General features: G+C 39.7%; 18 protein-coding genes. 16 read left to right on the forward strand and 2 right to left on the reverse strand.

Going from position 1 to position 24,040, the window contains the following annotated elements; genetic code table 11:
- Positions 1–12: 12 nt before the first annotated feature.
- From MKY99_RS05080 to MKY99_RS05150, 15 genes are all read left to right on the forward strand, one after another.
- Positions 13–498, forward strand: a complete 486-nt coding sequence (locus MKY99_RS05080) for a MogA/MoaB family molybdenum cofactor biosynthesis protein (RefSeq protein WP_020429419.1) — start codon at positions 13–15, stop codon at positions 496–498.
- A gap of 137 nt (positions 499–635) precedes the next feature.
- Positions 636–878, forward strand: coding sequence for a twin-arginine translocase TatA/TatE family subunit (locus MKY99_RS05085; protein WP_042185275.1), 243 nt, complete (start codon positions 636–638; stop codon positions 876–878).
- A 150-nt stretch (positions 879–1,028) separates the two neighbouring features.
- The gene (tatC, locus tag MKY99_RS05090) at positions 1,029–1,796 is read left to right on the forward strand and encodes a twin-arginine translocase subunit TatC (RefSeq protein WP_042193366.1); all 768 of its coding nucleotides are present in this window, start codon (positions 1,029–1,031) and stop codon (positions 1,794–1,796) included.
- Positions 1,797–2,234: 438 nt separating this feature from the next.
- Entirely contained in the window at positions 2,235–2,516 is a 282-nt protein-coding gene (groES, locus tag MKY99_RS05095; RefSeq protein WP_036676506.1) for a co-chaperone GroES, read from the forward strand.
- Between the two features lie 78 nt (positions 2,517–2,594).
- Entirely contained in the window at positions 2,595–4,223 is a 1,629-nt protein-coding gene (gene groL, locus MKY99_RS05100) for a chaperonin GroEL (RefSeq protein WP_042185277.1), read from the forward strand.
- 995 nt (positions 4,224–5,218) lie between these two features.
- A complete protein-coding gene (locus MKY99_RS05105; RefSeq protein ID WP_339269072.1) occupies positions 5,219–5,821 on the forward strand; it encodes a hypothetical protein in 603 nt (200 codons plus the stop codon).
- 304 nt (positions 5,822–6,125) lie between these two features.
- Entirely contained in the window at positions 6,126–6,671 is a 546-nt protein-coding gene (locus MKY99_RS05110; RefSeq protein WP_339269074.1) for a hypothetical protein, read from the forward strand.
- A gap of 598 nt (positions 6,672–7,269) precedes the next feature.
- Positions 7,270–8,409 (forward strand): DUF4303 domain-containing protein, encoded by a 1,140-nt coding sequence (locus tag MKY99_RS05115; protein WP_339269076.1) that lies wholly within the window; start codon positions 7,270–7,272, stop codon positions 8,407–8,409.
- Positions 8,410–8,562: 153 nt separating this feature from the next.
- Complete coding sequence (locus MKY99_RS05120) at positions 8,563–8,982, forward strand: hypothetical protein (RefSeq protein WP_339269078.1); 420 nt, start codon at positions 8,563–8,565, stop codon at positions 8,980–8,982.
- Positions 8,983–8,998: 16 nt separating this feature from the next.
- Positions 8,999–13,960 carry a DUF4132 domain-containing protein gene (locus MKY99_RS05125; RefSeq protein WP_339269080.1) on the forward strand — a complete coding sequence of 1,654 codons (4,962 nt, stop codon included), beginning with the start codon at positions 8,999–9,001 and terminating at the stop codon, positions 13,958–13,960.
- 29 nt (positions 13,961–13,989) lie between these two features.
- Positions 13,990–14,835: a hypothetical protein gene (locus MKY99_RS05130; protein WP_339269082.1), complete on the forward strand. Its 846-nt coding sequence runs from the start codon at positions 13,990–13,992 to the stop codon at positions 14,833–14,835.
- A 457-nt stretch (positions 14,836–15,292) separates the two neighbouring features.
- Positions 15,293–16,423 (forward strand): ROK family protein, encoded by a 1,131-nt coding sequence (locus MKY99_RS05135; protein WP_339269083.1) that lies wholly within the window; start codon positions 15,293–15,295, stop codon positions 16,421–16,423.
- A 20-nt stretch (positions 16,424–16,443) separates the two neighbouring features.
- On the forward strand, positions 16,444–17,166 hold the full coding sequence (locus tag MKY99_RS05140; RefSeq protein WP_339269085.1) for a 6-phosphogluconolactonase: 723 nt from the start codon (positions 16,444–16,446) through the stop codon (positions 17,164–17,166).
- A gap of 14 nt (positions 17,167–17,180) precedes the next feature.
- A complete protein-coding gene (locus tag MKY99_RS05145) occupies positions 17,181–18,092 on the forward strand; it encodes an ROK family protein (RefSeq protein ID WP_339269087.1) in 912 nt (303 codons plus the stop codon).
- 5 nt (positions 18,093–18,097) lie between these two features.
- Positions 18,098–19,483 (forward strand): alpha-galactosidase, encoded by a 1,386-nt coding sequence (locus MKY99_RS05150; RefSeq protein WP_339269088.1) that lies wholly within the window; start codon positions 18,098–18,100, stop codon positions 19,481–19,483.
- A 77-nt stretch (positions 19,484–19,560) separates the two neighbouring features.
- Here MKY99_RS05150 and MKY99_RS05155 read toward each other — a convergent pair whose 3' ends face one another.
- Positions 19,561–20,541 (reverse strand): tRNA-dihydrouridine synthase, encoded by a 981-nt coding sequence (locus tag MKY99_RS05155; protein WP_339269090.1) that lies wholly within the window; start codon positions 20,539–20,541, stop codon positions 19,561–19,563.
- 44 nt (positions 20,542–20,585) lie between these two features.
- The gene (locus MKY99_RS05160; protein WP_339269091.1) at positions 20,586–22,862 is read right to left on the reverse strand and encodes an AraC family transcriptional regulator; all 2,277 of its coding nucleotides are present in this window, start codon (positions 22,860–22,862) and stop codon (positions 20,586–20,588) included.
- Positions 22,863–23,111: 249 nt separating this feature from the next.
- On the opposite strand from MKY99_RS05160, the gene MKY99_RS05165 reads away from it, so the two are divergent.
- Positions 23,112–24,035, forward strand: a complete 924-nt coding sequence (locus MKY99_RS05165; RefSeq protein WP_081951042.1) for an ABC transporter permease subunit — start codon at positions 23,112–23,114, stop codon at positions 24,033–24,035.
- Positions 24,036–24,040 lie beyond the last annotated feature (5 nt).

Genomic DNA, 24,040 nt, shown 5'->3' on the forward strand with positions numbered 1-24,040 from the left:
GAGGACAAACCTATGGCGTGGAAAACAGCAATCCTAACGGCCAGCGATAAAGGGGCCAGGGGCGAACGGGAAGACACGAGCGCCCAGGTTATTCGGGAGCTGGTGGAAGAGGAACTTGGAGGCGAGATCGTTGAATATCGGATCGTGCCCGATGAACAAGATGAGATTATCGCAGCTTTGATAGAACTTACAGATTATTTTCAAGCAGATCTGGTATTGACTACCGGAGGTACGGATTTAGCGATACGTGATGTGACTCCAGAGGCAACCCGGCGTGTAATCGAACGGGAAGTGCCTGGACTTTCTGAGGCGATGCGAAGTACGGTGATGCAAAAAAACCGTGCGGTGATGCTGTTCCGCGGGATATGCGGCATTCGTGGACGCACGTTGATTGTCAACTTACCGGGCACACCGAAGGGTGTTCATGAGAATTTAGCAGCCATTATGGATCAACTACCTGAAGCGTTACTCATGGTAACTGGCCAATACCGCCAATAACATTGTCATATTCTTGTCACGTCACAAGGATAAACTATTTATAGAAGATAGTGGATGTAACTGTGACATAAGTTATGGTATTATTAGATTATCGTAATCGATACCATGATCGGATAGACGGACAAGGAGGAATAATAATGTTTAGTGGAATTGGTACTCCGGGTATTATCTTGTTGGTTATACTGGCACTGCTCCTCTTTGGACCGAATAAACTGCCAGAGTTAGGCCGCGCAGTTGGACGAACCTTCCGTGAATTTAAGGAAGGCGCACGTGAAATCATCGGCGATGGTGATCCGGTGAAGAAGAGCGAAGCTCCTGTGCCGACGGCCCCGCAGACGGTCGCTGCAGATATTCCTCAGGACAAACGCCTGCCGGAATAATAAAAGATTTAACAATGGGGCAATCTCTCAAGTCTAATAGACTTAGGAGATGTCCCTTTTTCAATTTGGTTGCTGCTTTCTGCAGAAACGGGCACAGCTATACATAAAGTCGGTGTGGCGTTTCTATTCTTGTCATGGGATGGTGTCAGGATGTCTCTCGAATCGGAAGAAATGTCGGTGGTGGATCATCTCACCGAGCTGCGTAAACGGATTATTTATGTGCTGATTGTATTTGTTTTGGGATTGGTAGGGGGGCTGTTCTGTGCCAAGCCAATCTACGATTATTTAATTAGTACAGATCTAGCGCAAGGGTTTGTTCTGCATGCGTTCTCATTCTGGGATGGTATCGGAATGTATATGAAGATCGCAATGGCGGTTTCATTAGTCATTTCAGTTCCTTTTATTGCTTATCAGTTGTGGGCGTTTATTAGTCCGGGCTTACGACCGGAAGAGCGTAGTGCAACACTACGTTATGTACCCTATGTTTTTGTTCTTTTTCTAATCGGACTTTCTTTTGCTTATTATGTTGTATTTCCAATGGCGCTTTCGTTCACAATCTCTATCACCCGGAGTATGGGACTGGAAGAGACCTACGGAATTGCGCAATATTTCAACTTCATGTTCAGTCTGGTGCTACCTTTAGCGCTGTTGTTTGAGCTACCGCTGTTGGTGATGTTTCTGACCAAACTGAGGGTTCTTAACCCGATACGCTTGCGTAAAATGCGTCGATACGCTTATTTCACGCTTGTCTTTATTGCTGTAGTCATCACTCCTCCGGACTTCATCTCAGACTTTCTGGTGACGATTCCACTGCTTGTGTTGTATGAGTTCAGCGTATTCCTGTCCGCCTTCGTCTATCGCAAACAGCTTGCTGCGGATGCGGCAAGGGAAGCTCAGTACACCAAGAGTGAGGAATGATGATAAGAGGGCTGTCACTAAGTAGATTTTTCTACGAAAGAGACAGTTCTTTTGTTTTAAACCCCCGTTTTTTGAAATGTTCGGGCGTAGGTGGTACAGTTGAGACTACTGAAATCATACGCATATTTTCACACCCTGTGGATAGAATGTATAGAGTGTGTGCCTAGGACAACCAGTGAAACGTTATTTTTTACGAAAACAAATGCGAATTTGTGTAAAAGGACTTGAAATCCGGGCTCAAGTTGAGTATCATAAAAATTGTTGTTAGCACTACAAGCTGTCGAGTGCTAATGCTTATGGAAAATATGAGATGGACCAGATATTCATAGCGTCCAATTGATATTTTTCATAAACACCAGAGATTTTGAAGTAAGACAGGTAAGTTCTAAACTATGTTTTGAAGCAAAATAACATAATTTTAAAGGAGGCTATTTTTTCATGATCAAACCTTTAGGTGAACGCGTATTGGTGCTACCGAGCGAGCAGGAGGAAACCACTTCATTCGGGATTGTGCTTCCGGACTCCTCGAAAGAAAAGCCACAAGAAGGAACTATTATTGCAGTAGGTAGCGGAGCTTTGAAAGATGGAGTACGTGTAGCACTCGAAGTAAAAGAAGGCGACCGTGTTCTTTTCTCTAAATATGCAGGAACAGAAATCAAATACGAAGGTAAAGAATATTTGATTATGAAAGAAAGCGACATTCACGCGATTCTTGACTAAGCGAGAGTCGATTATAAGCTAAATCTAAACTACTTAAAGTAACGTGATATACAAAAAATTCTAGGAGGTAATTACACAATGGCTAAAGAAATTAAATTTAGTGAAGAAGCACGCCGCTCTATGTTGCGCGGTGTAGATGCTTTGGCAAATGCGGTAAAAGTTACACTTGGACCAAAAGGTCGCAACGTGGTACTTGAGAAGAAATTTGGTAGCCCGCTTATCACTAACGATGGTGTAACTATCGCTAAAGAAATCGAACTTGAAGATGCATTCGAGAACATGGGTGCTCAACTGGTTAAAGAAGTTGCTACTAAGACTAACGATGTAGCCGGTGACGGTACTACAACTGCAACGGTTCTGGCACAAGCCATGATCCGTGAAGGTCTGAAGAACGTAACTGCAGGCGCTAACCCAATGGTTATTCGCAAAGGGATCGACAAAGCAGTTCGTGCAGCAGTTGAAGAATTGCAAAAAATCGCTAAGCCAATCGAAGATTCCCAAGCTATCGCTCAAGTAGCTGCTATCTCTGCTGCTGACGAAGAAGTGGGCCAATTGATTGCTGAAGCTATGGAAAAAGTAGGTAAAGACGGTGTTATCACTGTTGAAGAATCCCGTGGATTCGCTACTGAACTTGAAGTCGTAGAAGGTATGCAGTTCGACCGCGGTTACATTTCCCCGTACATGATTACTGATACGGACAAAATGGAAGCTGTTCTGGAGAACCCATACATCTTGATCACTGATAAAAAAATCAGCAGCACTCAAGAAATCCTTCCCTTGCTTGAAAAAATCGTTCAACAAGCTAGACCGCTTGTTATTATCGCTGAAGATATCGAAGGCGAAGCACAAGCCATGTTGATCGTGAACAAACTGCGTGGAACATTCAACGCTGTTGCTGTTAAAGCTCCTGGCTTTGGCGACCGCCGCGAAGCTATGCTGCAAGATATCGCTGCCCTGACTGGTGGTCAAGTGATCACTGAGAAGCTCGGTCTTGATCTGAAGAGCACTTCCATTGAACAACTGGGTAACGCACGTCAAGTACGCGTAACTAAAGAAAACACAACAATCGTAGACGGAAGCGGCGACAAAGCGGACATCAATGCTCGCGTAAGCCAAATTCGTGCTCAACTGGAAGAAACAACTTCCGAGTTCGACAAAGAAAAATTGCAAGAGCGTTTGGCTAAATTGGCTGGCGGCGTAGCCGTTGTCAAAGTTGGCGCTGCAACTGAAACTGAATTGAAAGAGCGTAAACTTCGCATCGAAGACGCCCTGAACGCAACTCGCGCTGCGGTTGAAGAAGGTATCGTTTCTGGTGGTGGTACAGCTCTTGTGAACGTATATAATGCTGTTGCTGCTGTAGATGTAACTGGCGACGAGAAAACAGGTGTTAACATCGTGCTTCGCGCGCTCGAAGAACCAGTTCGTACCATTGCAGCTAACGCTGGTCAAGAAGGTTCCGTTATCGTGGATCGCTTGAAAAAAGAAGCTATCGGCATCGGCTACAACGCTGCTACTGGCGAGTGGGTGAACATGTTCGAAGCGGGTATCGTTGACCCTGCTAAAGTAACTCGTTCCGCGCTTCAAAATGCTGCATCCGTAGCTGCTATGTTCTTGACTACTGAAGCAGTAATTGCTGACAAGCCAGAACCAGAAAAACCAGGTATGCCTGATATGGGCGGCATGGGTGGAATGGGCGGCATGATGTAATATAGGCTGTAAAGCCTGTAACATCGAGGGTTTCCCGCAAGAGAAACGCCGTTTGACCACAATGAATAAAAAGAGGCTTCTCACGAGTTCAATTTGAACTTTGTGAGAAGCCTCTTTTTTAGATCGTCAAATATCTGGTTAGACATCTTGTTCATATTGGATTAAATTATAATTGGCGTATTGTTTTAGTAAGCCTCTAGCTATAGGAGATGGGGGAATGCCCTTTTGAATGATGAGGGGCTCTGATGGGTAATTTTAACATCCTTATTTCGAAGGTATACAGGGAGATCGACGATATGCGAATCAAACCGATTCTAAAATTTCATTCAAAGAATATTCCAAGGCAAACAAGTCTGTTGGTACAGTGTTGACACTGATCAAAGTGGACTTCTTATAGGTTGAGTAAGAAATCAAATTCGCAAATGAAAATTAAAGTGTTACATGGCACTGGGGACGAAAGCTGTATTTGAGACTGGAGTGTAGCCAAACAGAACCATACTTGAAAAGAAAAAAACCTTATAAATAAAGGGTTTAACTCGACGTTTTATATGGGAACCAAATTAACTATGTTCTCGCATACAACACATGTGGAGTGTTGTTCACTGTTGGTGAAGCAGGGTCTTAAATAAGGGATATATTGGTGGAAATAGTAAAGAGGGGCGGCGAACCCCTCTTTTTGTTATTAAGTCCGCTATGGTACTATTTTAATTCTTGAACTAAAATATGTACCCATTAGGTATAGTGTGGTCACGTGATATTTCGCTAACGTTCCTCTTTATTCACATCGATATATGGAAACTTAGGAATTTTGCTTACATCATTTTTATTGTTTAAATATACATCTTGAATATATACTGAAAAATTCAAGGAATAGGGAGCATCACTTTCAATAACGAACGAATGTTGTACTTGCACGCCTACCACGCTCCAAATCTTGTTCTTTGGAAATGCTGTAAAATGATTACGTATAACAATTATTGGGAGGAATACATCAAATGCCAGACATAATTGAAGAGCTCAAGAAAATGTCTCAAAAAAAGGGATTTGAAAATAAAGTTAATTTTCAACAGTTGCTGGAAAAATGCAAGACCATAGCGTTGTCAAGTGCAGATGTTGAATTTTTAACAGAACTATATTCTTTAGCAAAAAAATTGTATATTCGTAACACAATAATGATAGCACTTGTGTTTTGTGAAGATATTGATTTAAAGGATTTTTTCTTCAAAGCCTTTAAAAAAGAACGCTATCTAGATATGAGATTGACTGCAATCCGAGGATACGCGAATTATGCTACTGAAAAAGAAGTAGAGAAACTGATGTCTAAGTTCATAGAAATTCTGATGAAACGTCCTGAAAATACACCATATAACTATCAAGAATATGAGTTGATTCGTTCTGCTTTTGGGTTACCGTATTTAGTAAATAGATTTGGATACGCTTGTTTTATTCAGGCATATGCACAAGAAGAAAAACAATACAATACAATGCCAGATGCTTTCAAAGGACATTTTACGATAGATGAAAAAGGAAATCCTGTCCAACTTCGGTCATTAGAAGAAACCACGAAAATGATTGATGAATTTTGGGGCAGAGTATAAGTATTTCCTAATTAATTCATTTATAGATTATGTAAGTCGGTGGGGGAAAGCAACGCTAGAGCAGGTCGATGAAATTGCGATTAAAGGGAACTTGTAATTTGCCGATCCCTTTTATGAAATGTATAAGGAGGAAAGAGAATTGAATCCGAAGAGAATATTGCTTACAAAACCGAGCGAAAATTATAAACAATATATTCATTTGATGATCACGGAGACTTCGTCAGATCTACATATTTTAAATATCGTGAAAGGCCGGTTAACATTACGGAAAAAAACCACGAATGCGGTGTATCAACAATATCCAATGGAAGAAGCGCTTTATCAGCTTGAGCAATTGTCTCTGGAATACCAAGCGAAAGGATATATCGAAGAGCCTGAATCGATTCTAGATGCAATAATGATTCCTGAGGATCGTGTATTAGATAAAGCGAAGTGGCACTATGAAGGGGATTTCCCGGAGGATTTAACAAAAGATGCTGCTTACACCGCTACGGGCATGTTCATCACTTGGTTAATTAATAATAATTGGTTTTCAGAGGAAATAGAGCATCAGTTCGCTATTGAAATAGGGAAAGTAAAGCAGAAGCAGCTTACGGGTGCTGAATTCTATCGAAAATGTCTGGACGGCGTGTTTTCAACCCAAGAACTTGCAGATGAGATTAAACCATTCGTCAATGAATATTTGAATATTAAAAAGGACATTTATGCAGCCGAAGACTATGTCCATACCTTTCAAGGAGTTGGACTTACATTTTATCATGTTGCTAATACATGGGAAAATTATGACTTGATTGAACCTGTAATTGAACAACGTTTTAAAGAATTTTGGGAGAGAATACAAAAGATATAGGATGATTCATTACGTGGAATTCACCTGCATTTTTCTTCCTTGTACGTACAGAAAGACATTCGTGAAATTTTTAGATGGTATAACAAGCCTTAACTTCGGCTCAAATGTAATAACTATTTCGTCAGGCACTGGGTGGGGGGATAATAAAAGAGCAACTGTTGTCAGCCGCCCCTTCATTGAGCAAATACTATTCCTGTAACTTGTTTTCATTGTTTATACAACACATGTGGAGTGCGTAGTAAGGATATATAGGGAAGATTTAATAATTTAAAATGAGGGGCTTCCTTAAGAGAAGGTTCTTTTTTGTGCACATTTCAATTACTATGTATTAAATTGGTGGAAATTGGTATGATTAATTATGAATATTTTGAAGAGACAATTTCAAAGAGTTAAGAAAAATCCTAGATTTGATTAAAGTGAATACTTCATTCAATATAAAGAAGGCCAAAGCGTTTTGCTTGATTTAGTAGATGGAAAATTATATCCGAAGTAATTGAATATAATGGAATACTACATTACATGAAATTAAAGATGTACATGAATGGCTTAAGAATTAGGACTTACAATGATTAATAGGTTTACAAGGGAGCTGCTTCTAATGAATTTATACTACACAGGTGTGTGCCAACTATTAGATGGTAATCCAACAAGAGTTGAATCTGGATACTATATAAAGACTGATGACGAGCGAATTGTATATGCAGATAAGGTTCCATCAGATGTTCAATTGGTAACATTTCAGGAGCTGGAAGATGCATTGTTTGAAGGCTGCAAGTATGTCATTAATGAATTTGCAAATTCAGAGGATAACAAAGATGTATATGCTTTCAATCTGTATGCGGATGAGCATAACAGTTTTTATATTTACATAAACACAGAAGATTCATTTAGAAATTATGTAGATAGACATTATTCGAGCTATTCCGAAAAGAAGAAACAAGAAATTAAATATAATCAAGGTGATTTCACGTATCAACTGTATCCAAGCGATATGGGGACAAGTCAACAAATCATCGAGGAATGTGAAGAGATTGCAAGTGACTTACAGTATGTAGACCATTTAGAAGATTTGTCGGATGAAGACATACCTGTAATCGTATATGAAAAAAGGATTTTCAATGATGGGTTTTTCCATGCTGCATTAAATGCAATAAAGAGACTGGGAACAGCATTTGAATTAGACAAATTAAATAAATCTAAAAACTTTATCCATTATGCAGCGACAGGAAATGATTATGTAGATTTCAGTCTAGTGATGAGAAAAACAATACAACCAGATTTGTTTTATACTTGTTTTCCTGAGTTGAAAGACAAAGACAAACAATTTGAAATTCATTTAGATCATATTAATAGTAAAAGCATTAAAGAAATTTTAGATTTTTGGGAAGAAGCTCTTCAAGGAGAGTTCAAGAAAGGATCTCCTTATCAGTATTTAAAAACAGAGTATCAAGTGTTTAAGGATTTGGAAAAGCTAGGAGATGATCTAGCTCTAGAATGTATTTCTAGATTAAGTAGAGTTATAGAAAGCGATTTGAACAACAAAATGAACATAAACAAAATTGGAATATACCTAAAAGCATTGGAATTTCTTGAAATTAATGAAGATTTACTTTCCAAGATCAGCTTAATTAAACAGCTAATTGATAATGCCTCCTTCGATGCTTTTCTAGAAGAGTTTATAGATAATGTCCAAAAAGATCTTAATACTATTATTGAAAGAAATACAATAAAAAACTGACTTTAAGAGGATGGAGATATATTAGTAGCGGTTAACGATATTGTCACACTAAAGAAGCTATTTAATGGGGAGTAATAATCTGCACAATTTGTTTTGAGGTTTGACCGTTCCCAAATGGATTTCATATTTAAATTTAAGGTGGAGAATTCTTCTATGAAATTGTACGTAACGGTTAAAAGCTTGGGTAAGCGTAAAAATGTACTGACAAGGCTTCCAATAGAGCTTCCAGTCATTCCGACAACGCTGAAGGAGCTCATTACCGAAGTTGTTATCTTGAATGTGCAGAAGCTAACCGAGAAGCAACAGAGTACTGCGCTGATTCCATTCTTAACGGAAACGGAGATTGAGGAGCGCGGAGAGAGTGGAAAGGTAGGATTTGGCTCGGTGTATAATGAACAGAGTCCTGGTCTTGCCAAAGCAGTAGAGACCGCATTATTAGCTTTTGAAGATGGGCTATATAAAGTATTTATTCGTGAAGAAGAGAATAGTCATTTGGAATCACCGCTTAAGCTTATGGAAGAGGACGAAATTGTATTTATCAGGTTCATAATGTTAGCTGGAAGCCTATGGTGAAGGGAGACAATGAACGATGGAGAAGCAGGAACGAAAGAAGCGTTATTATGCATCATTACAAGAGCGAGCTGAGAGGTTAGACCCTCATCTTTCTCCATTAGCGAAGTTAGTGGTTGAGTTGGGTCAAATGATACATGTGAGTCAGGATCATCATATTTTTTTGAAATGCGAAGAGATATTGCATTCACTCGCTGCGGGGAATAACGATCAATTATTCGAGCCGCTGGTGAAAGTTGTGAAGCAACTTACGAATGAGTACACGGGAGAAGTCTTGGCATATATTGCTGGTCATGCAACGGAATATCCATATAATACGGGATACGCACGCAGACCATTTCGTACATCGGAATGGAGTGCCCACGTGGGACAAGTGATTAACAAGATGAGTTCGCTCATCTCTATGGATTGTTATGAATTTGATATTATCGATTATTTGACTTTGGCGGACTATCCTTTGAAGCAGGATTATGAGTTGGCACAAACGATTAGTGACGTTATTGCTTACGAGCTAGATCGTAACAATACAGAAGTACTTGCAGCACTTAAGGAAATTGTATATGGAGACAACCAAACGGCGTTACTTACTCACGGAATGATCAAAGGGATATTTATGAGTCATCATGAGGAATTGTATGTAATGATGGGCGAGCTATTGGCTGCTTCACGGTTGCAAGAGGGGCTTCGACAATCCATTGTGGAACAAATGGACGAGGGAACGTTGAAAGCGAATCTGTACATGCTGAAGGTTATCGTTGACCAAGGATTTGTTCGCTATAGTTCTGTCGTGAGAGCGCTAGGCGTATGGACAGGTATGGGACTGGAATCAACAAATCAGCGCATAGCCGGGCAGCTTATTGAAGGAGCTTATCAATCTCTGAATGATGAATCCGTACGTGAGTCCTGGTTGTCTAGTACTAATGCGAATCATGTCTATTTAAGCTTATGGGCTACAGCGGTATTTGAAGAACGTGACTTATTTAGTAAAATTGAGTATTTGATGGAGCACGGAGAGCTATATCAGAAGATCATAGCGCAGTATGTACTCGTTAACAGTAAGAATAACGATGTTCGTTATGGAATTGCACGACAATACTTAGATGCTGCGGATTCAGAATTACAGTATTGGATTCTATCCAATTATTGTTATGAATACAGACGTGTATGGCAAAGAGAGAATGATGATGCGCCAAGTATTACGTTTGATCGTATACCTCTTCTAGAGAACAAGGAGGAACGTCGACGTGAATTTGAACAGCTTAAGACGATGTTCCTAGGCGGTACTCACAAAGAGATATCTGCTCCTTCAAAAGTGTTGGATTTTGCACATGTTTATTACACTCCAGACCTCCCTATTCGCAAAATGCTATACCTTATAGCTTATGACATGGACAGTGAATGGCTCGCCCAAATTATTGCTTTGAAGGATCGATTAAGTGCGGATATGCGTGGAGAGCTGCTATCTCATTTCATGCAGAATATGGATCATTCCATCCAGCGTGAATTCATATTTGCCTCTTTATCAGATAAGAGCATGAGTAACCGCGAGCATGCACTCGATAAGGCGAAAAAATTGACGTTATCGGACGAAGAGTTGATGCTGGTGGAAGGTTTATTGAAGCTGAAGACAGGCTCCTTACGCCAAAGTGCTATCGAGCTGCTGTTGCGTCAGCCCGAGGACAATGTTACCGTCTCACTAACTAGGTTATTGCAAGGTAAGAGTGAATTGCAGAGACTGGCGGCGTTGGAGACGATTGTTGAGATTTTTGAGGATAATGAACGTACGAAGCAGTATGAAGTCTTGAGTTCGCTGCCTAAATTAATTGAGAACCCCACGCAAAAGGAACAGCGGTTGATCGGGAGGCTTAGTAAAAAAAGTGAATATACAGCAGCGAATGGCTTCGGTCTATTTGATCCGTTGGTTATCGAGCCTTGGCTTACAGAGACTCCGGTAATAGGAGAATTCGACTGGAAGAATATCTTCACTATGCCTATTGAAGATGTGATCCGTTTTCTCTCTGGGCTGGAGCAAGAAATTCATAATCATCGTGATGTTGAGTATGAGGTAGAGTATTACTCTGGTTACAAGGATACGCTGCTGTTGGGTACAGAATTAAGAAGGATTCATCCATTTCAAGAGGAAGAGGACGATACAGCGGAGCTTACGAAATATCCTCTGCACGAGGTTTGGAGAGATTACTTAGAGCGGAGTAATTTAGCGGCCTCTGAATTAATGGAGATCTACTTCTATTCCATACTGGACCCCCTTGATCAGACGTTGAACCATTATTATCGGTATTTCTCTGATGAGGTGGATTACGCTGAGCTTGAGAAACATACGCTGTTAGAGGGTTCGCGTAAGGAGTTTGCGGAGCAGTTATATCCTATTACTCAAATTCAAGAGATTAAAGATGCGCTCAAAGGATTTAAGTATACTAGTCAGATCAGTAGCCTGCTTTTTGCTTACTTCATGGATAGCGATAAAAGCATAACATTTGACTTTACGATAAATGCCTTGAGTGCTGTGATGCAAGCGATGCCTAAAGAGAAAGTATCCAAAGAGTGGGGGATATTGAAGCTCTTAGCGAATCCATGGTTCTCTATGGCCCGTAGTCGAGTGTATGATGATGACAGCTTTAAGCGAATGTTCCATACTTTCTATACATTTAATATCATGAATCCAAATGAGAAGGTTGATTCGGTACTTAACCTTAAGGATTACTTACGTGCTTTTGAAGCCGGAATGATCGGTACAGGGGAAGTATATCGGGAATTAGTAGGAAGTCAAGACAGTCGCAATCATATTCGCAATATTACATCTAAACGATATGATTGGATAGATCATAAGCCTGAGTTAGTTGCGATTCGTGAGACGGTTGTGGAGAGGATTCTAGAGGTAGAGCTCGAACGTGGTGATCTAGCTACTGAGGTAACACCTCTGGCCATGGGGCTGGAGCGGATCGAGGGTATGGAGCATTTCATTCATATATTATCTGGGCTGCAGCAAGAAACCTTCATCCGCGGCTATGTCTATGGATATGGGGATAGTATTACGAAGAAGGAATCTTTCAGTCATCTGCTCAAGATCAGTTATCCACGTAAAGGTGAAGAGGATACACTCTTGAAGCAATTGCTGGAGGGTCTTGATATTTCGGAGAAAAGGCTGCTAGAAGCTGCTATGTATGCCCCTCAGTGGTTAGATATTGTAGCAAAATATTTAAATTGGGATGGGCTGCGCAGTGCAGCTTGGTATTTCCATGCGCATATTAACGAGGGCTTCTCCGCCGAGAAAGAAACGGTTGTGGCGCATTATTCACCGATTTTAGCGCAGGACTTTAATGATGGCGCCTTTGATATAAGGTGGTTTAAAGAGGCATATGATACGTTGAGAGAGAAGCGATTCGACTTATTGTACGATTGCGCTAAATATATTTCGGCTGGAGCTAATCACCGAAGATCACAGCTTTTCGCAGATGCGACATTGGGGAAGCTCGATATCATCGAAATACAGAAGTCAGTAGAAGAGAAACGAAATAAGGATCACTTGCTCAGCTATAGCCTTATTCCACTAGCTAACAATCGTGAGCAAGATATTCGTGAACGCTATGAATTTATCCAGCGTTTTCTAACGCAAAGTAAGAAATTTGGCGCTCAGCGCCGGGCAAGTGAAAGTATGACTTCGCAAATTGCACTTGGCAACTTGGCGAGAAATGCCGGATATGGAGATGTAATTCGGCTGATGTGGGATATGGAAGCACGAAAGCTGGACGATATGCAATCTTATTTCCAGCCATATAAGCTAGATGAGGAGACGACAGTACAGCTTCTTATTGATGAAGAAGGACAATCAGAGATTGGCATTACTCGAAAAGGGAAAGAGCTGAAAGCCATCCCGGCTAAGTATAAGAAGGATGAATATGTTGCGGCATTGAAAGAAATGAAGTCGGAACTAACAGATCAGTATCGGAGAGCCCGCAAGGAGCTAGAACGTTCCATGGAATCAGGGAATACATTCACTTTACAGGAATTGAAGGGGTTATCAGGGAATCCAGTGATCACACCTCTTTTGCGGACATTGGTGTTTAAGTCGGGAGAGATATTGGGATACTTCGATGCAACTGCAGGAGGGCTTATTGATCCAGCGGGTTCATTAATGCTTATAGGAGATTCAGAAGAGCTCCTTATTGCGCACCCCTTTCATTTATACGAGAGCGGTCTTTGGAGTCAGTATCAGAAGGACTTGTTCGATCGTCAACTTCGTCAACCATTTAAGCAGGTGTTCCGTGAGTTGTATGTTCCGAATGCAGACGAGCAGGCTCAGGGTACGATTTCCCGCAGATATGCGGGGCACCAAGTGCAGCCAAGAAAAACGGTCTCCTTGCTTAAAGGCAGGCAGTGGACAGTTAGTTATGAAGAGGGACTGCAGAAGGTATACTACGCTGAGAATTTGATTGCGAACCTTTATGCGATGGCGGATTGGTTTTCTCCTTCGGAGATTGAAGCACCTACGCTGGAAACCGTTCAATTCTTGGATCGGAACACGTATAAGAGCGTCACCTTGGATAAGGTTCCTCCCATTTTATTCTCAGAAGTGATGCGCGACATAGATTTAGTCGTGAGTGTCGCTCATGTTGGCGGTGTCGATCCAGAAGCCAGTCTGACAACGATTGAGATGCGGAGAGTGATTGTTAAAGAGTCACTGCGTCTATTGAAGATTGATAATGTTCGTTTAGATGGTAATTATGCTCGAATTGAAGGTGCCCTTGGCGAGTATGGAGTACATTTGGGCAGCGGTATGGTTTACAGACAAGCTACAGGAGCTATGCATATCATTCCTGTTCATTCACAGCATAGAGGTCGTATATTCTTACCCTTTATTGATGAAGATCCGAAGACAGCAGAAATTCTGTCGAAGATCGTGATGTTGGCCGAGGATAAGAAGATTAAAGATCCGCAGATTCTAATGCAATTGCAATCATAAATAAGCTCTCACACCACTTCTATTACGGCATGAGTATGATAAACCTATTTGTTCATTTTAAAAGGATAGCCCGTAATTATGGGTTATCCTTTTACCATATTCAGAAGGGAGTTCTATTATTGCGTTATGACATTGAAATTGCTTGCACATCTTATTTGACACTTCACGAACAAAAGCTGCGGATCAAGTCGTTTTTGATAGATTATTTTGGCACAGCTTACTTCTTTCTTGTTGAAACGGGCTTTTCTATAACAGCCGTACAAGAGGAAGTAGCCTTTTTTGAGTGGATGAATACAGGTAGACCGGATCGAACGACTAAAGAATTGTTTCTTTTTGAATGGGCTGAGCAAGAGAGATGGAGTGGGCAATTCCTATTGAAATGCAGCTTTTTTAATCGTTTGGAAGATAATAGCAGGCGGAAGCAATTCGAGAGAATCGTCTTGCGAATGAAAGAACATTTGGGGAAGCCCACCTTATCACTTCATATCGATCAAACAGGAAAATACATCGATGTACGGCAATTCCATCATCGTGCTGATGGGGAAGTTGGCTATGGTTTGCTTCCTTATGCAGAAGATGAGCAGGGACGTTGGCGTGAAAATTTGGGTGTTGGCTTAGGGATATATCGTGAGGATTTTCATCTTTTATATGAAGGAATCAAGGTGGTATATCCGCGCAAGGGGGCAGGCTTTGAGGATTTTGATGACACTGGTATGAATTTTATTAGTAAGCTGGAATGGAAAATGGTCCTGAAGCATTGGACGCAACTTGCAATCCATAACCCATCTAGTGCTGAATTTATAGATTATGTAAGTCGGTGGGTGATAGCAACGCTAGAGCATGTGGATGAAATTGCGATTGAAGGGAATTTGTAATAAGTTATATTATCGCAGTTAGCTTCTAATCGACTACATAATTGTGTCGATGAACGATCACATTTTGACCACGAACACTACGAACGTATCATTTTTTTCTGGACATAAAGGAAGGAATTTTCCTGGATTGTGGACTTATAATTCAAGAAAAGGATCAAAAAACATATAAAACTCATCGAACGTCATGGGTGGCATGATGTAAGGTTTTTAAACCTTATATCAAGACATAGAGCCTCGTGAATTAGAGGTCATTGTCCAAGACCACTTCTTAATAGATTTATTAAGAAGTGGTCTTTTTATGTGGTTATGATTTATTTAAGGAACTTAAATAAATCATCTTGAATTTTCACTACAGTGAATATATAATAAATTCAAGAGGTCAGTGCTGACCTGATTTTTTTGATTAATTAATTAACTTCATTTATTAATTATATTAATAATATAACGAGGAGGACATATGAAATCATTTTTGCCCAATGATATTAAAGATGAGAACAGGAAAATAGTTTTTGATATTTTGCTTCAACATCCTGAACTAGCGAAAGTCGAGATTACAGAAAAAACGGCAATGAGCTTTGTTACTGTGAGCAAGATTGTTACCTTTTTTGAACAGATTGGTTTATTGACTGTTACTGGTGAAAGTCGTGAAGGATCTGGCGGCTTAGGAAGAAAACGTACGGTTTACAGATTTAATGAAAACAGCTATACGACCATCGGAATACAGATTATTGGCAATACGATAACGGCATTACTCATTAATCTGCACAACAAGATATTAGAAACGTATTCGATTGAAACAGACATTCCTTTCTATAGCCAGCAGTTCACTTCGATATTCGTAGAGATCGTGGAACATTTGAAGAATAAAGCGAAGGAAATGAATAGTGTTGTCTTGGGGATTGGTATTGGCGTAGATGGCGCGATCAATACAAGAAAGAAAACAATTCGGATGAGAACTCTTCCAAATAAAGAAAACGACTTTAAGTATGAAGAGATTATTGAAAATCTCAAGCGTGAAGTGAAATTGCCCATTCTGCTGGAGAATGATGTGAACGCAGCGACTGTGGCGGAATTTCGGAATCTTGAAAACTCAGATCAAGCACCGACGAGTCTCATTCATGTTGCGGCAGGTGATGGGGTCGGGGGCGGCTTAATCATTAACAAAGAGCTACATCGCGGTGTTCATGCAAGTGCGGGCGAGCTGGAGTATATGTGTTTTGATTCAGAATATAAGCGGACGCCATCTTCCGTCGGTTGGCTGGAAAGCAGATTAGCGATTGAGCACTTGTTAAGCACATATGATTTGAATTCAACGAATGACGTAGAAGCTTGCATTGATTATGTTTCGAAGAATCTGGCATTAACGATTACCAATATGATCAGCATCTTGGATATTGATCAGGTCATTATTAGTGGTAAAACAGTAGCGCTCTTCCCGGAACGTATATTGGACCGCACCAAAAGTTATGTCGAGCAATATACGGAGTGGACTCCTCAAATTTCAGTGAGTAAGTTAGAGCAATCAACAGCGATCGGATCAGCGATACTTATCCTACAGCAAGAGATGATTAATGTTATTTCGGAATAAACAACAAGGAAGTGAACAACATGATCAAAATCTTTGATTGTGAAGAGGAAGTAGCAAGTGAAATTGCTAGAGAGATGAAAGATCATTTAATGAACGATCAGCACCCCGTGTTCTGCTTAGCTTCAGGGAGTACTCCACAAAAAAGCTATCAGAAATTTTCCAATGATGCGGACCTCCAATTGAAAATCAAGAGGCTTAACATCGTTAGCTTGGATGAGTGGGTTGGCATTGACAAAAGCTCTGAAGGAAGCTGCTATCAGATGTTGAATCAAGATCTGTTCTCACAGATTTCACTGGATAGCAGACAGATTGTGTTTTTTGATGGAACATCGCCGGATATGAAGCAGGAATGCTTGCGAATTGATCACTTTATCGAGCAACACCCAATTACATTCAGCTTGATGGGCGTAGGTATGAATGGGCATATCGGATTAAATGAACCGGGTAGCCCAGTATTAAATTACAGCAGTGTTGTGGAGCTGTCGGAAACAACAAAGACTGTCGCTCAAAAATATTTTCATGAGCAGACTGAATTAAAGCAAGGCATTACATTAGGTTTGGAACAGATTGCAAGTAGTAAAAGAGTGGTTGTCGTCATAACTGGAGAGCGCAAAGCTGAAATCGTGAAGGAGATTTTCACAAACTCTGACGCACGGCTGCCTGCTCAGCAATTGCTCGGCTATGATCATATAGATTTCTTTTTAGATGCTGCAGCCGCCAAATATATGGATCAGTCATCATAGTTGAAGAGCGTAATATGGGTAACTTCGTTATTGGTGTTGATATTGGAGGTACAAATATAAGGGTTGGATTAGTGAATGAGCACCTTGAACTTGTTCGGAAGGAGTCGGCATTAACAAGAGATTTCCAAAATGCTGACGAAATTTTCAAAACCGTCAAGGAAATGACAGCGAAAGTCGATCATGAACAGCTAGCAAGCAAGATAGGTATTGTATTGCCGATTCCTTGGAATGATCAAACACAGTTTATTCGAGATATAACCAATATCCCTTGCCTAGAGAATGTTAGTATCGAAACTATCAGGAAGTTCTTTCCGAATTATGAAGTGTTTTTTGAGAATGATGTAAACGTGATCACAGTGCTTGAATCGGATCATGGAGCTGCCAAGCCGTATAATCAATCCATTTATATAACGGTTAGTTCAGGAATTGGATGCGGTATCATACTTGATAAGAAAATTATTCAAGGAGCTCATGGATATGCGGGCGAGATCGGAAGCATGATTATTTCCGACAGCAAAAGAAACCATTCAACGTTGTATAACGGCACTTTGGAATCCCTATGCAGCGGCATTGCTCTTGAAGCGGAAAGTAAGTTTTTATATGGCATTGATGCCACGTCGAGTTTGTTGTTTGAAAGATATCATATGGGAGATCGGCAAGCGATTGAAGTGATCGACAGGTGGGTTGAGTACTTTTCCAACGCAATTGTTTCTTTGATGCAAACAATTGATCCAAATATTTTTGTTATCGGAGGAGCGGTCATTCATCACAACCAGTGGCTGATTGAGAGAGTGATAGAAAGCGCTAAAAAGAAAGTCCTTCCACATTTAAAAGAGAACATTAAAATCGTGTTGACTGAATTTGGACCTGACGCCGGAATTATTGGTGCTGGCTATAACGTATATAAAAAGGAAAAAGGAGCTTGAAGACAATGAAAAAGTTGAAGGTTGCGTTAATCGGAGCAGGAAGTGTTTCCTTTGGGCTAGGAGCACTTCAAGATATGGTGTTGTCAGAACGTTTAAAAAATCAAGTAGAGCTCGAAATCGCGCTTATGGACATTGTAGAAGAAAATGTGAATAGAACATACAAGTATGCAACCGAAATGTTCACGGCATTTTCTCATCCTGCGAAGATTTGGCAAACGACGAATTTGGAGGATGCATTAAGAGATGCTGACTTCTCCATCGTTGCGATTGAGGTAGAGAGATATCACTACTGGTCACAAGACTTCCATATCCCACGGCGTTACGGCAGCAAGCAGCTATATGGTGAGAACGGCGGTCCAGGATCAATGTTCCACACTTTGAGAAATCTAGGTCCGATGTTGGAAATTGCAAAGACAATGGAGAAGGTGTGTCCAAATGCTTGGCTAATCAATTACACGAATCCGGAAGCGAAGCTAGTGGAAGCCATTTCCAAATTAACTTCAATCAAAGTGGTAGGCTTATGCCATGGTTTAGACATGGGTATTCATCAGCTAGCTGAATTTCTGGAGATGGATAGTAAAGATATTGCGGTTGAAGGCGGCGGATTGAACCACTTTGGCTTCTTCACGAAGATATGGAACAAGAACACGGGAGAAGATTTATATCCTCTATTCCACGAGAAAGAAAAGCTAGCTAACCGTTTGGCACATTTCGATCATATTGGATTATCCAGAACGTTGTACCATACGTACGGATACTATCCTTACCCAGGTACTAACCATTGCGGTGAGTATATCTCATGGGCTGAAGATTTCTATGCTGGACTACCCTTGCAGTTCCGTTACGACCCAATGAGTGAGCAGCTGTGGAAGAAGGACTCCAGAACACCTGAATTTGTATACTGTGCAAGTGGCAGTACTTTGGATAAAGGCTTGTTCGAGAAAACAATGAACCAAGAGCTCTGGATAGAGCAAGCTTATACGTTCGATAAAGAAAAGGTTCAAATTAGTAATGAATATGCAGTGCCAATTATTGAAGCGATCTTCTTCGAAGATGAAATCGAGTTGAATGCTGTTAATATGCAAAACAATGGCGCTATTAAAGGACTTCCAGATGATATGGTCGTTGAAACACAAGCGATCGTTAACAAAAATGGTATCGAATTTAAGCCAATGACGGTTGAACTGCCAACTGCCATTATCGGAACGATCCATATCCAAGGTACAATCCATAAGCTGTTACTTGAGGCGTTTGTTGAAGAGTCGAGAACAAAATTGCTGCAAGCGATTCTGCTTGATCCGCAAGCTCCAACCTATTATCAAGCTTGTGCGATGATCGATGAGATGTGTGAGCTGCAAAAAGAATTGCTGCCAAAGCTTGAGTGGAATTAGGAAGTTAGATAAACGGCCTCAATCTGATGGAATTCAGGATTGAGGCCGTTAAACTTTTTATATTTGAGATGTCTTACTTAATTTCTAAATCCAAAAAAAGGTTGCACCAATCGCCGCACCTCATCGGTTGAATTCGTCTCCATCAATTGATTTCTTAGTTCGTCGGCACCATCAAATCCACGAATATAGATTTTGAAGAAGCTCCGAAGTGGATTAAATAGACGTGGTTCATGTTCTTTTGAATATTTATCGTGAAGATCTAAATGGAAAAGTAGTAAATGAAGAAGTTCCTCCACACTATGTTCTTTAGATTCTAGTTCAAAAGCGTATGGATTCTTGAAAATACCTCGGCCAATCATGACACCATCCACGCCGTATTGTTCGACTAATTTTAAGCCTGTTGCACGGTCAGGAATATCTCCGTTAATCGTTAACAACGTATTTGGAGCAATTTCATCGCGTAATTGTTTGATTTCAGGGATAAGCTCCCAGTGTGCATCTACTTTACTCATCTCTTTTTTTGTACGAAGGTGAATGGAAAGATTCGCAATATCTTGTTTGAATATATGTGTTAGCCACTCGCGCCACTCATCAATTTCACTATAACCCAATCTTGTTTTGACACTAACTGGTAAGCCACCTGCTTTAGTCGCTTTAATAATTTCTGCTGCCACTTCAGGATGTCGAATTAATCCAGCACCTTTTCCATTGGTTGCGACGTTTTTTACGGGGCATCCCATGTTAATATCGATACCACGAAAACCAAGCTTTTTCATATCCATGCTCATTCGTTCAAAATACTCTGGGTTATTGCCCCAAATATGAGCGACCATCGGTTGTTCATCTTCTGTGAACTTTAATCGACTAAGTACACTTTCTTTTACTTTTACTTTAGGGTGACAGTAATATTCTGTATTTGCGAATTCCGTGAAAAACACATCCGGTTTTGCAGCTGCACTAACCACGTGACGAAATACAACATCTGTGACATCTTCCATAGGTGCCAATATAAAAAACGGCTTTGGTAAATCAAACCAAAAATTTTGTTCGTTACTCATTAAGTTCTCCTTCTTTTACAACATTTTGCCCATCATACATAGTATCATTTTTTTTCGCTTGCTGCACAAAATTGTAGAGGGTCTCTTTTTTTTCTATAATCGCTCGGGGTTATACCAGTACTATTCTTAAATAAACGATAAAAATACGAACTACTAGTAAATCCAGTTTTTTCTGCGATATCAACAATGGTACATTCAGAGGTCTTCAACAGCTCTTTGGCTTTATTCAACCGCATTTCACTAATTATATCGGGTAGTGCTTTTGTAGTTAATTGTTTATATAACCGGCTCAAATAGATTGGAGACATCGAGAGCTCGTCTGCAATTGAATTTATGCACAGGTTGGAATTACTATAATCTCGCTCAATAATTTGATGTACTTTTCTAATGAGATCTTCTTGTTTTGTACTTCTTTTCTCTTCGAGTTTTTCACTTATTTCTTCAAATATCTTGAAATATGGAGTGTTGATTTCTTCCATGGTTTCAACATGATTTGGTAGTAAGAACGTTGTATCGAATTCGGGTAATGTTAAAATCGCATTGTTCTTTTTTAATGTTCGCAAGACGTTATTAACAGTAAGTGCTAAATGCGATACGACAAGTTGAACAACGGTAAAAGAATATTCTGATATTTCTCCTACGATATCAATATAGATGCTCCGTGCCTTTTCCGCATTTCCTGACATCAAGGATTCAATGAACTGTTTTTCTTTGTGAACTGGAAACATATATTCTTTGGTTTTTAAGTTCATAATGTCAACCGAAAAGAGGATGCTGCCGTATCCTTTGAATAATCGATGATAAGAAGCCTCAAGTACTTGCTTGTAGACTAAGATGCATTGCTCAATGGATTCCTTCACAGGACTAAAGGTAATCGTGATGGATAATTTTAAATGTTTGGTGATTGACAACTGCATAAGCTCTGCCATTTCAATCAACGAATCCCGTTCCGTTATATAAAGCGGATCATGAAAGTTTAGCAAAAGTAAAAGACTATCATCCCCCATATCAATGGCTTCGACTTGAAAGATCGGTGAAGAAATTTCTGTACAAATGTTCATTATGGCATATTTGAGCAATTTTATATCTTCTTTGTATTTCTCGAGGACTGTGGGGAATTGATCGATCCTTATCAAAACAATCAGTGATTTATTATTAACCATAAGCTCTGAATTGAAGTAATGTAATTTCTGTTGTAATACCTCAGCATTATTCGTTTCTCTACCTAAAATCGTATTTCTAAGAAAATCCTGTTTGAGAATATGTTGATGGTTACGTCTTTCTGTTTCCAGGGTTTTGAACTTGCGTATGACTTTGTCAATCGGGCGATATATGCTATGGGATAAAGTTAACGAAATCAACAATCCTAAGAGAAGAATGCCAATACAGATAAATAATATTCGATACCTCATTTCATTTATTTCTTGAGTGATATTGCTATAAGGGGTAATCCGAACATATTTCCAGCCTAATGAATCGGGTGTAGTAAACGTTATTAAAGATTTAACTCCATCCACAGTGTCTACAAAATATGTAGATTCTGATGTATCCTGAATAATTTTCTGTATATAGGTTTTATCAGATATATCAGTTAGCATCTCTTGCTTATCACTACTGGAATATAATATTCCATCCTGATTAATGATAAACGTGTTATTCTCCGAGATCTCTTTCCCCGACTGATCCATTCGCAGGCCTAACCATGATGCCGAGATATTGACAACAACAGCTGTATTTAAATCTTTATTATCATCAATGACGCTATAACATAAGTAAGTGTAGCTTGATACTGGAGTGGTCTGAACCGAACCGATGTTATAGGTTCTGGGAATCGGTTGAAAGGGGCGATGTTCTTTGAATTTCATAAAAAGGTCTAGAATTCCATCATCATCCAGTTCGGACTTCGGTTGAATTCCGCTTCGTGAATTATTGGAACTAATATAGAACTGATTGGATTTCGCATTATATACATAAATGGATTCAATGAATGGTAAGGATGCGCGATAGTTATCAAGTTGTTGCTGTGCAAAAATGACATCATAGATATTCAAGTCCGCATAATACAACAACTTAGATACCGCAGAATCATAGTAAATCTGGGAGGACAGTGAGGTAACAGTCTCTGTCATAGTAGATAATTGCGTTTTAATTTGATTTAGACTATTTGAATCGGAACGATAAACTTGTTTAAGTGCGATGCTTGTAAAGTTCATATAAAGAATAGTTGAAGTTATCAAAAGGGTAATAACAACACATCCAATAGAGCCAAGGAGTATTCGGCTGTAAACTTTTTTATGCTCTTTAGACCAATGTTTTATCATTTTTTGAAACCCCTTTCATCGCTGGTCTGAGTATAAATCATCAGTCTGGTGCTTTCAATCAAATTTATAAATCCAGCAGCCGAAATTAGGTTAAATGTAGTGAATATTCACAAAAGTACAGAAATTTCATACTTCACAAATACGGAGATTACAGCAATGTGTGTCATTGTACAGTATATTATCGAATCCGCTTCTTCTATGATTTGGAAGTAAGATTCACGAGCAATTCTATTCAGGAGGAGGTCAGTCATGTTTAAGAAGAAAGGTTTTTTTTATGAATTAAATAAGAATAAAATCATGTTTTTGATGATAGCACCGACACTGCTTTTTTTCTTAATAAATTCTTATGCTCCAATGGTCGGCATCTATTATGCATTCACAAGTTATGATTTTGCAGGTGGTTTATTTGGAAGTCCGTTTGTAGGATTAGACAATTTTAAATTTTTAACGCAATCTGGAATTCTGTTGAAGTTGACAATCAATACGCTTGGATACAACGTGGTTTTTATCATATTAGGTAACGCGGTATCTATAGGGGCAGCAATCCTATTAAGTGAAGTCCGAGGGAAGCTATTTAAAAAGTTATCACAATCCATTATGTTTCTACCCTACTTCGTTTCGTTTGTTCTGATTAGTGTTTTAGCGTTTAACATGTTTAATGCTGATTCTGGTTTTGTTAATCAGTTACTCAAATCGTTCGGATTGGATCCAGTAGACATATACAATACACCATGGCTCTGGCCATTTCTGATTACAGCATTTTATTTATGGAAGAACCTGGGTTATTCCATGGTCATTTATCTTGCATCCATCATGGGAATTAGCGATGAGTATTACGAAGCTGCCAAAATTGATGGTGCAAATATTTTTCAGCGAATCTGGTATATTACCATACCTATGCTGAAGTCAACATTTATCATTCTGCTCTTATTTGCACTCGGAAGCATTATGAAAGGTCAATTCGATCTGTTCTATCAGCTTGTCGGGAACAACGGAGTGCTCTTCAACGTTACGGATATTGTAGATACTTACGTTTATCGATCTTTGAAAGTTAATTTTGATATTGGTATGGCAACTGCTGCTGGTTTGTATCAGTCTATCTTCGGATTTGTAATGATTATGACAGTGAATTATATCATCAAGAAAATTAATGATGACTACGCATTGTTCTAAAGTAG

Source organism: Paenibacillus sp. FSL R5-0470, from assembly GCF_037975205.1.
Classification (GTDB): domain Bacteria; phylum Bacillota; class Bacilli; order Paenibacillales; family Paenibacillaceae; genus Paenibacillus_AQ.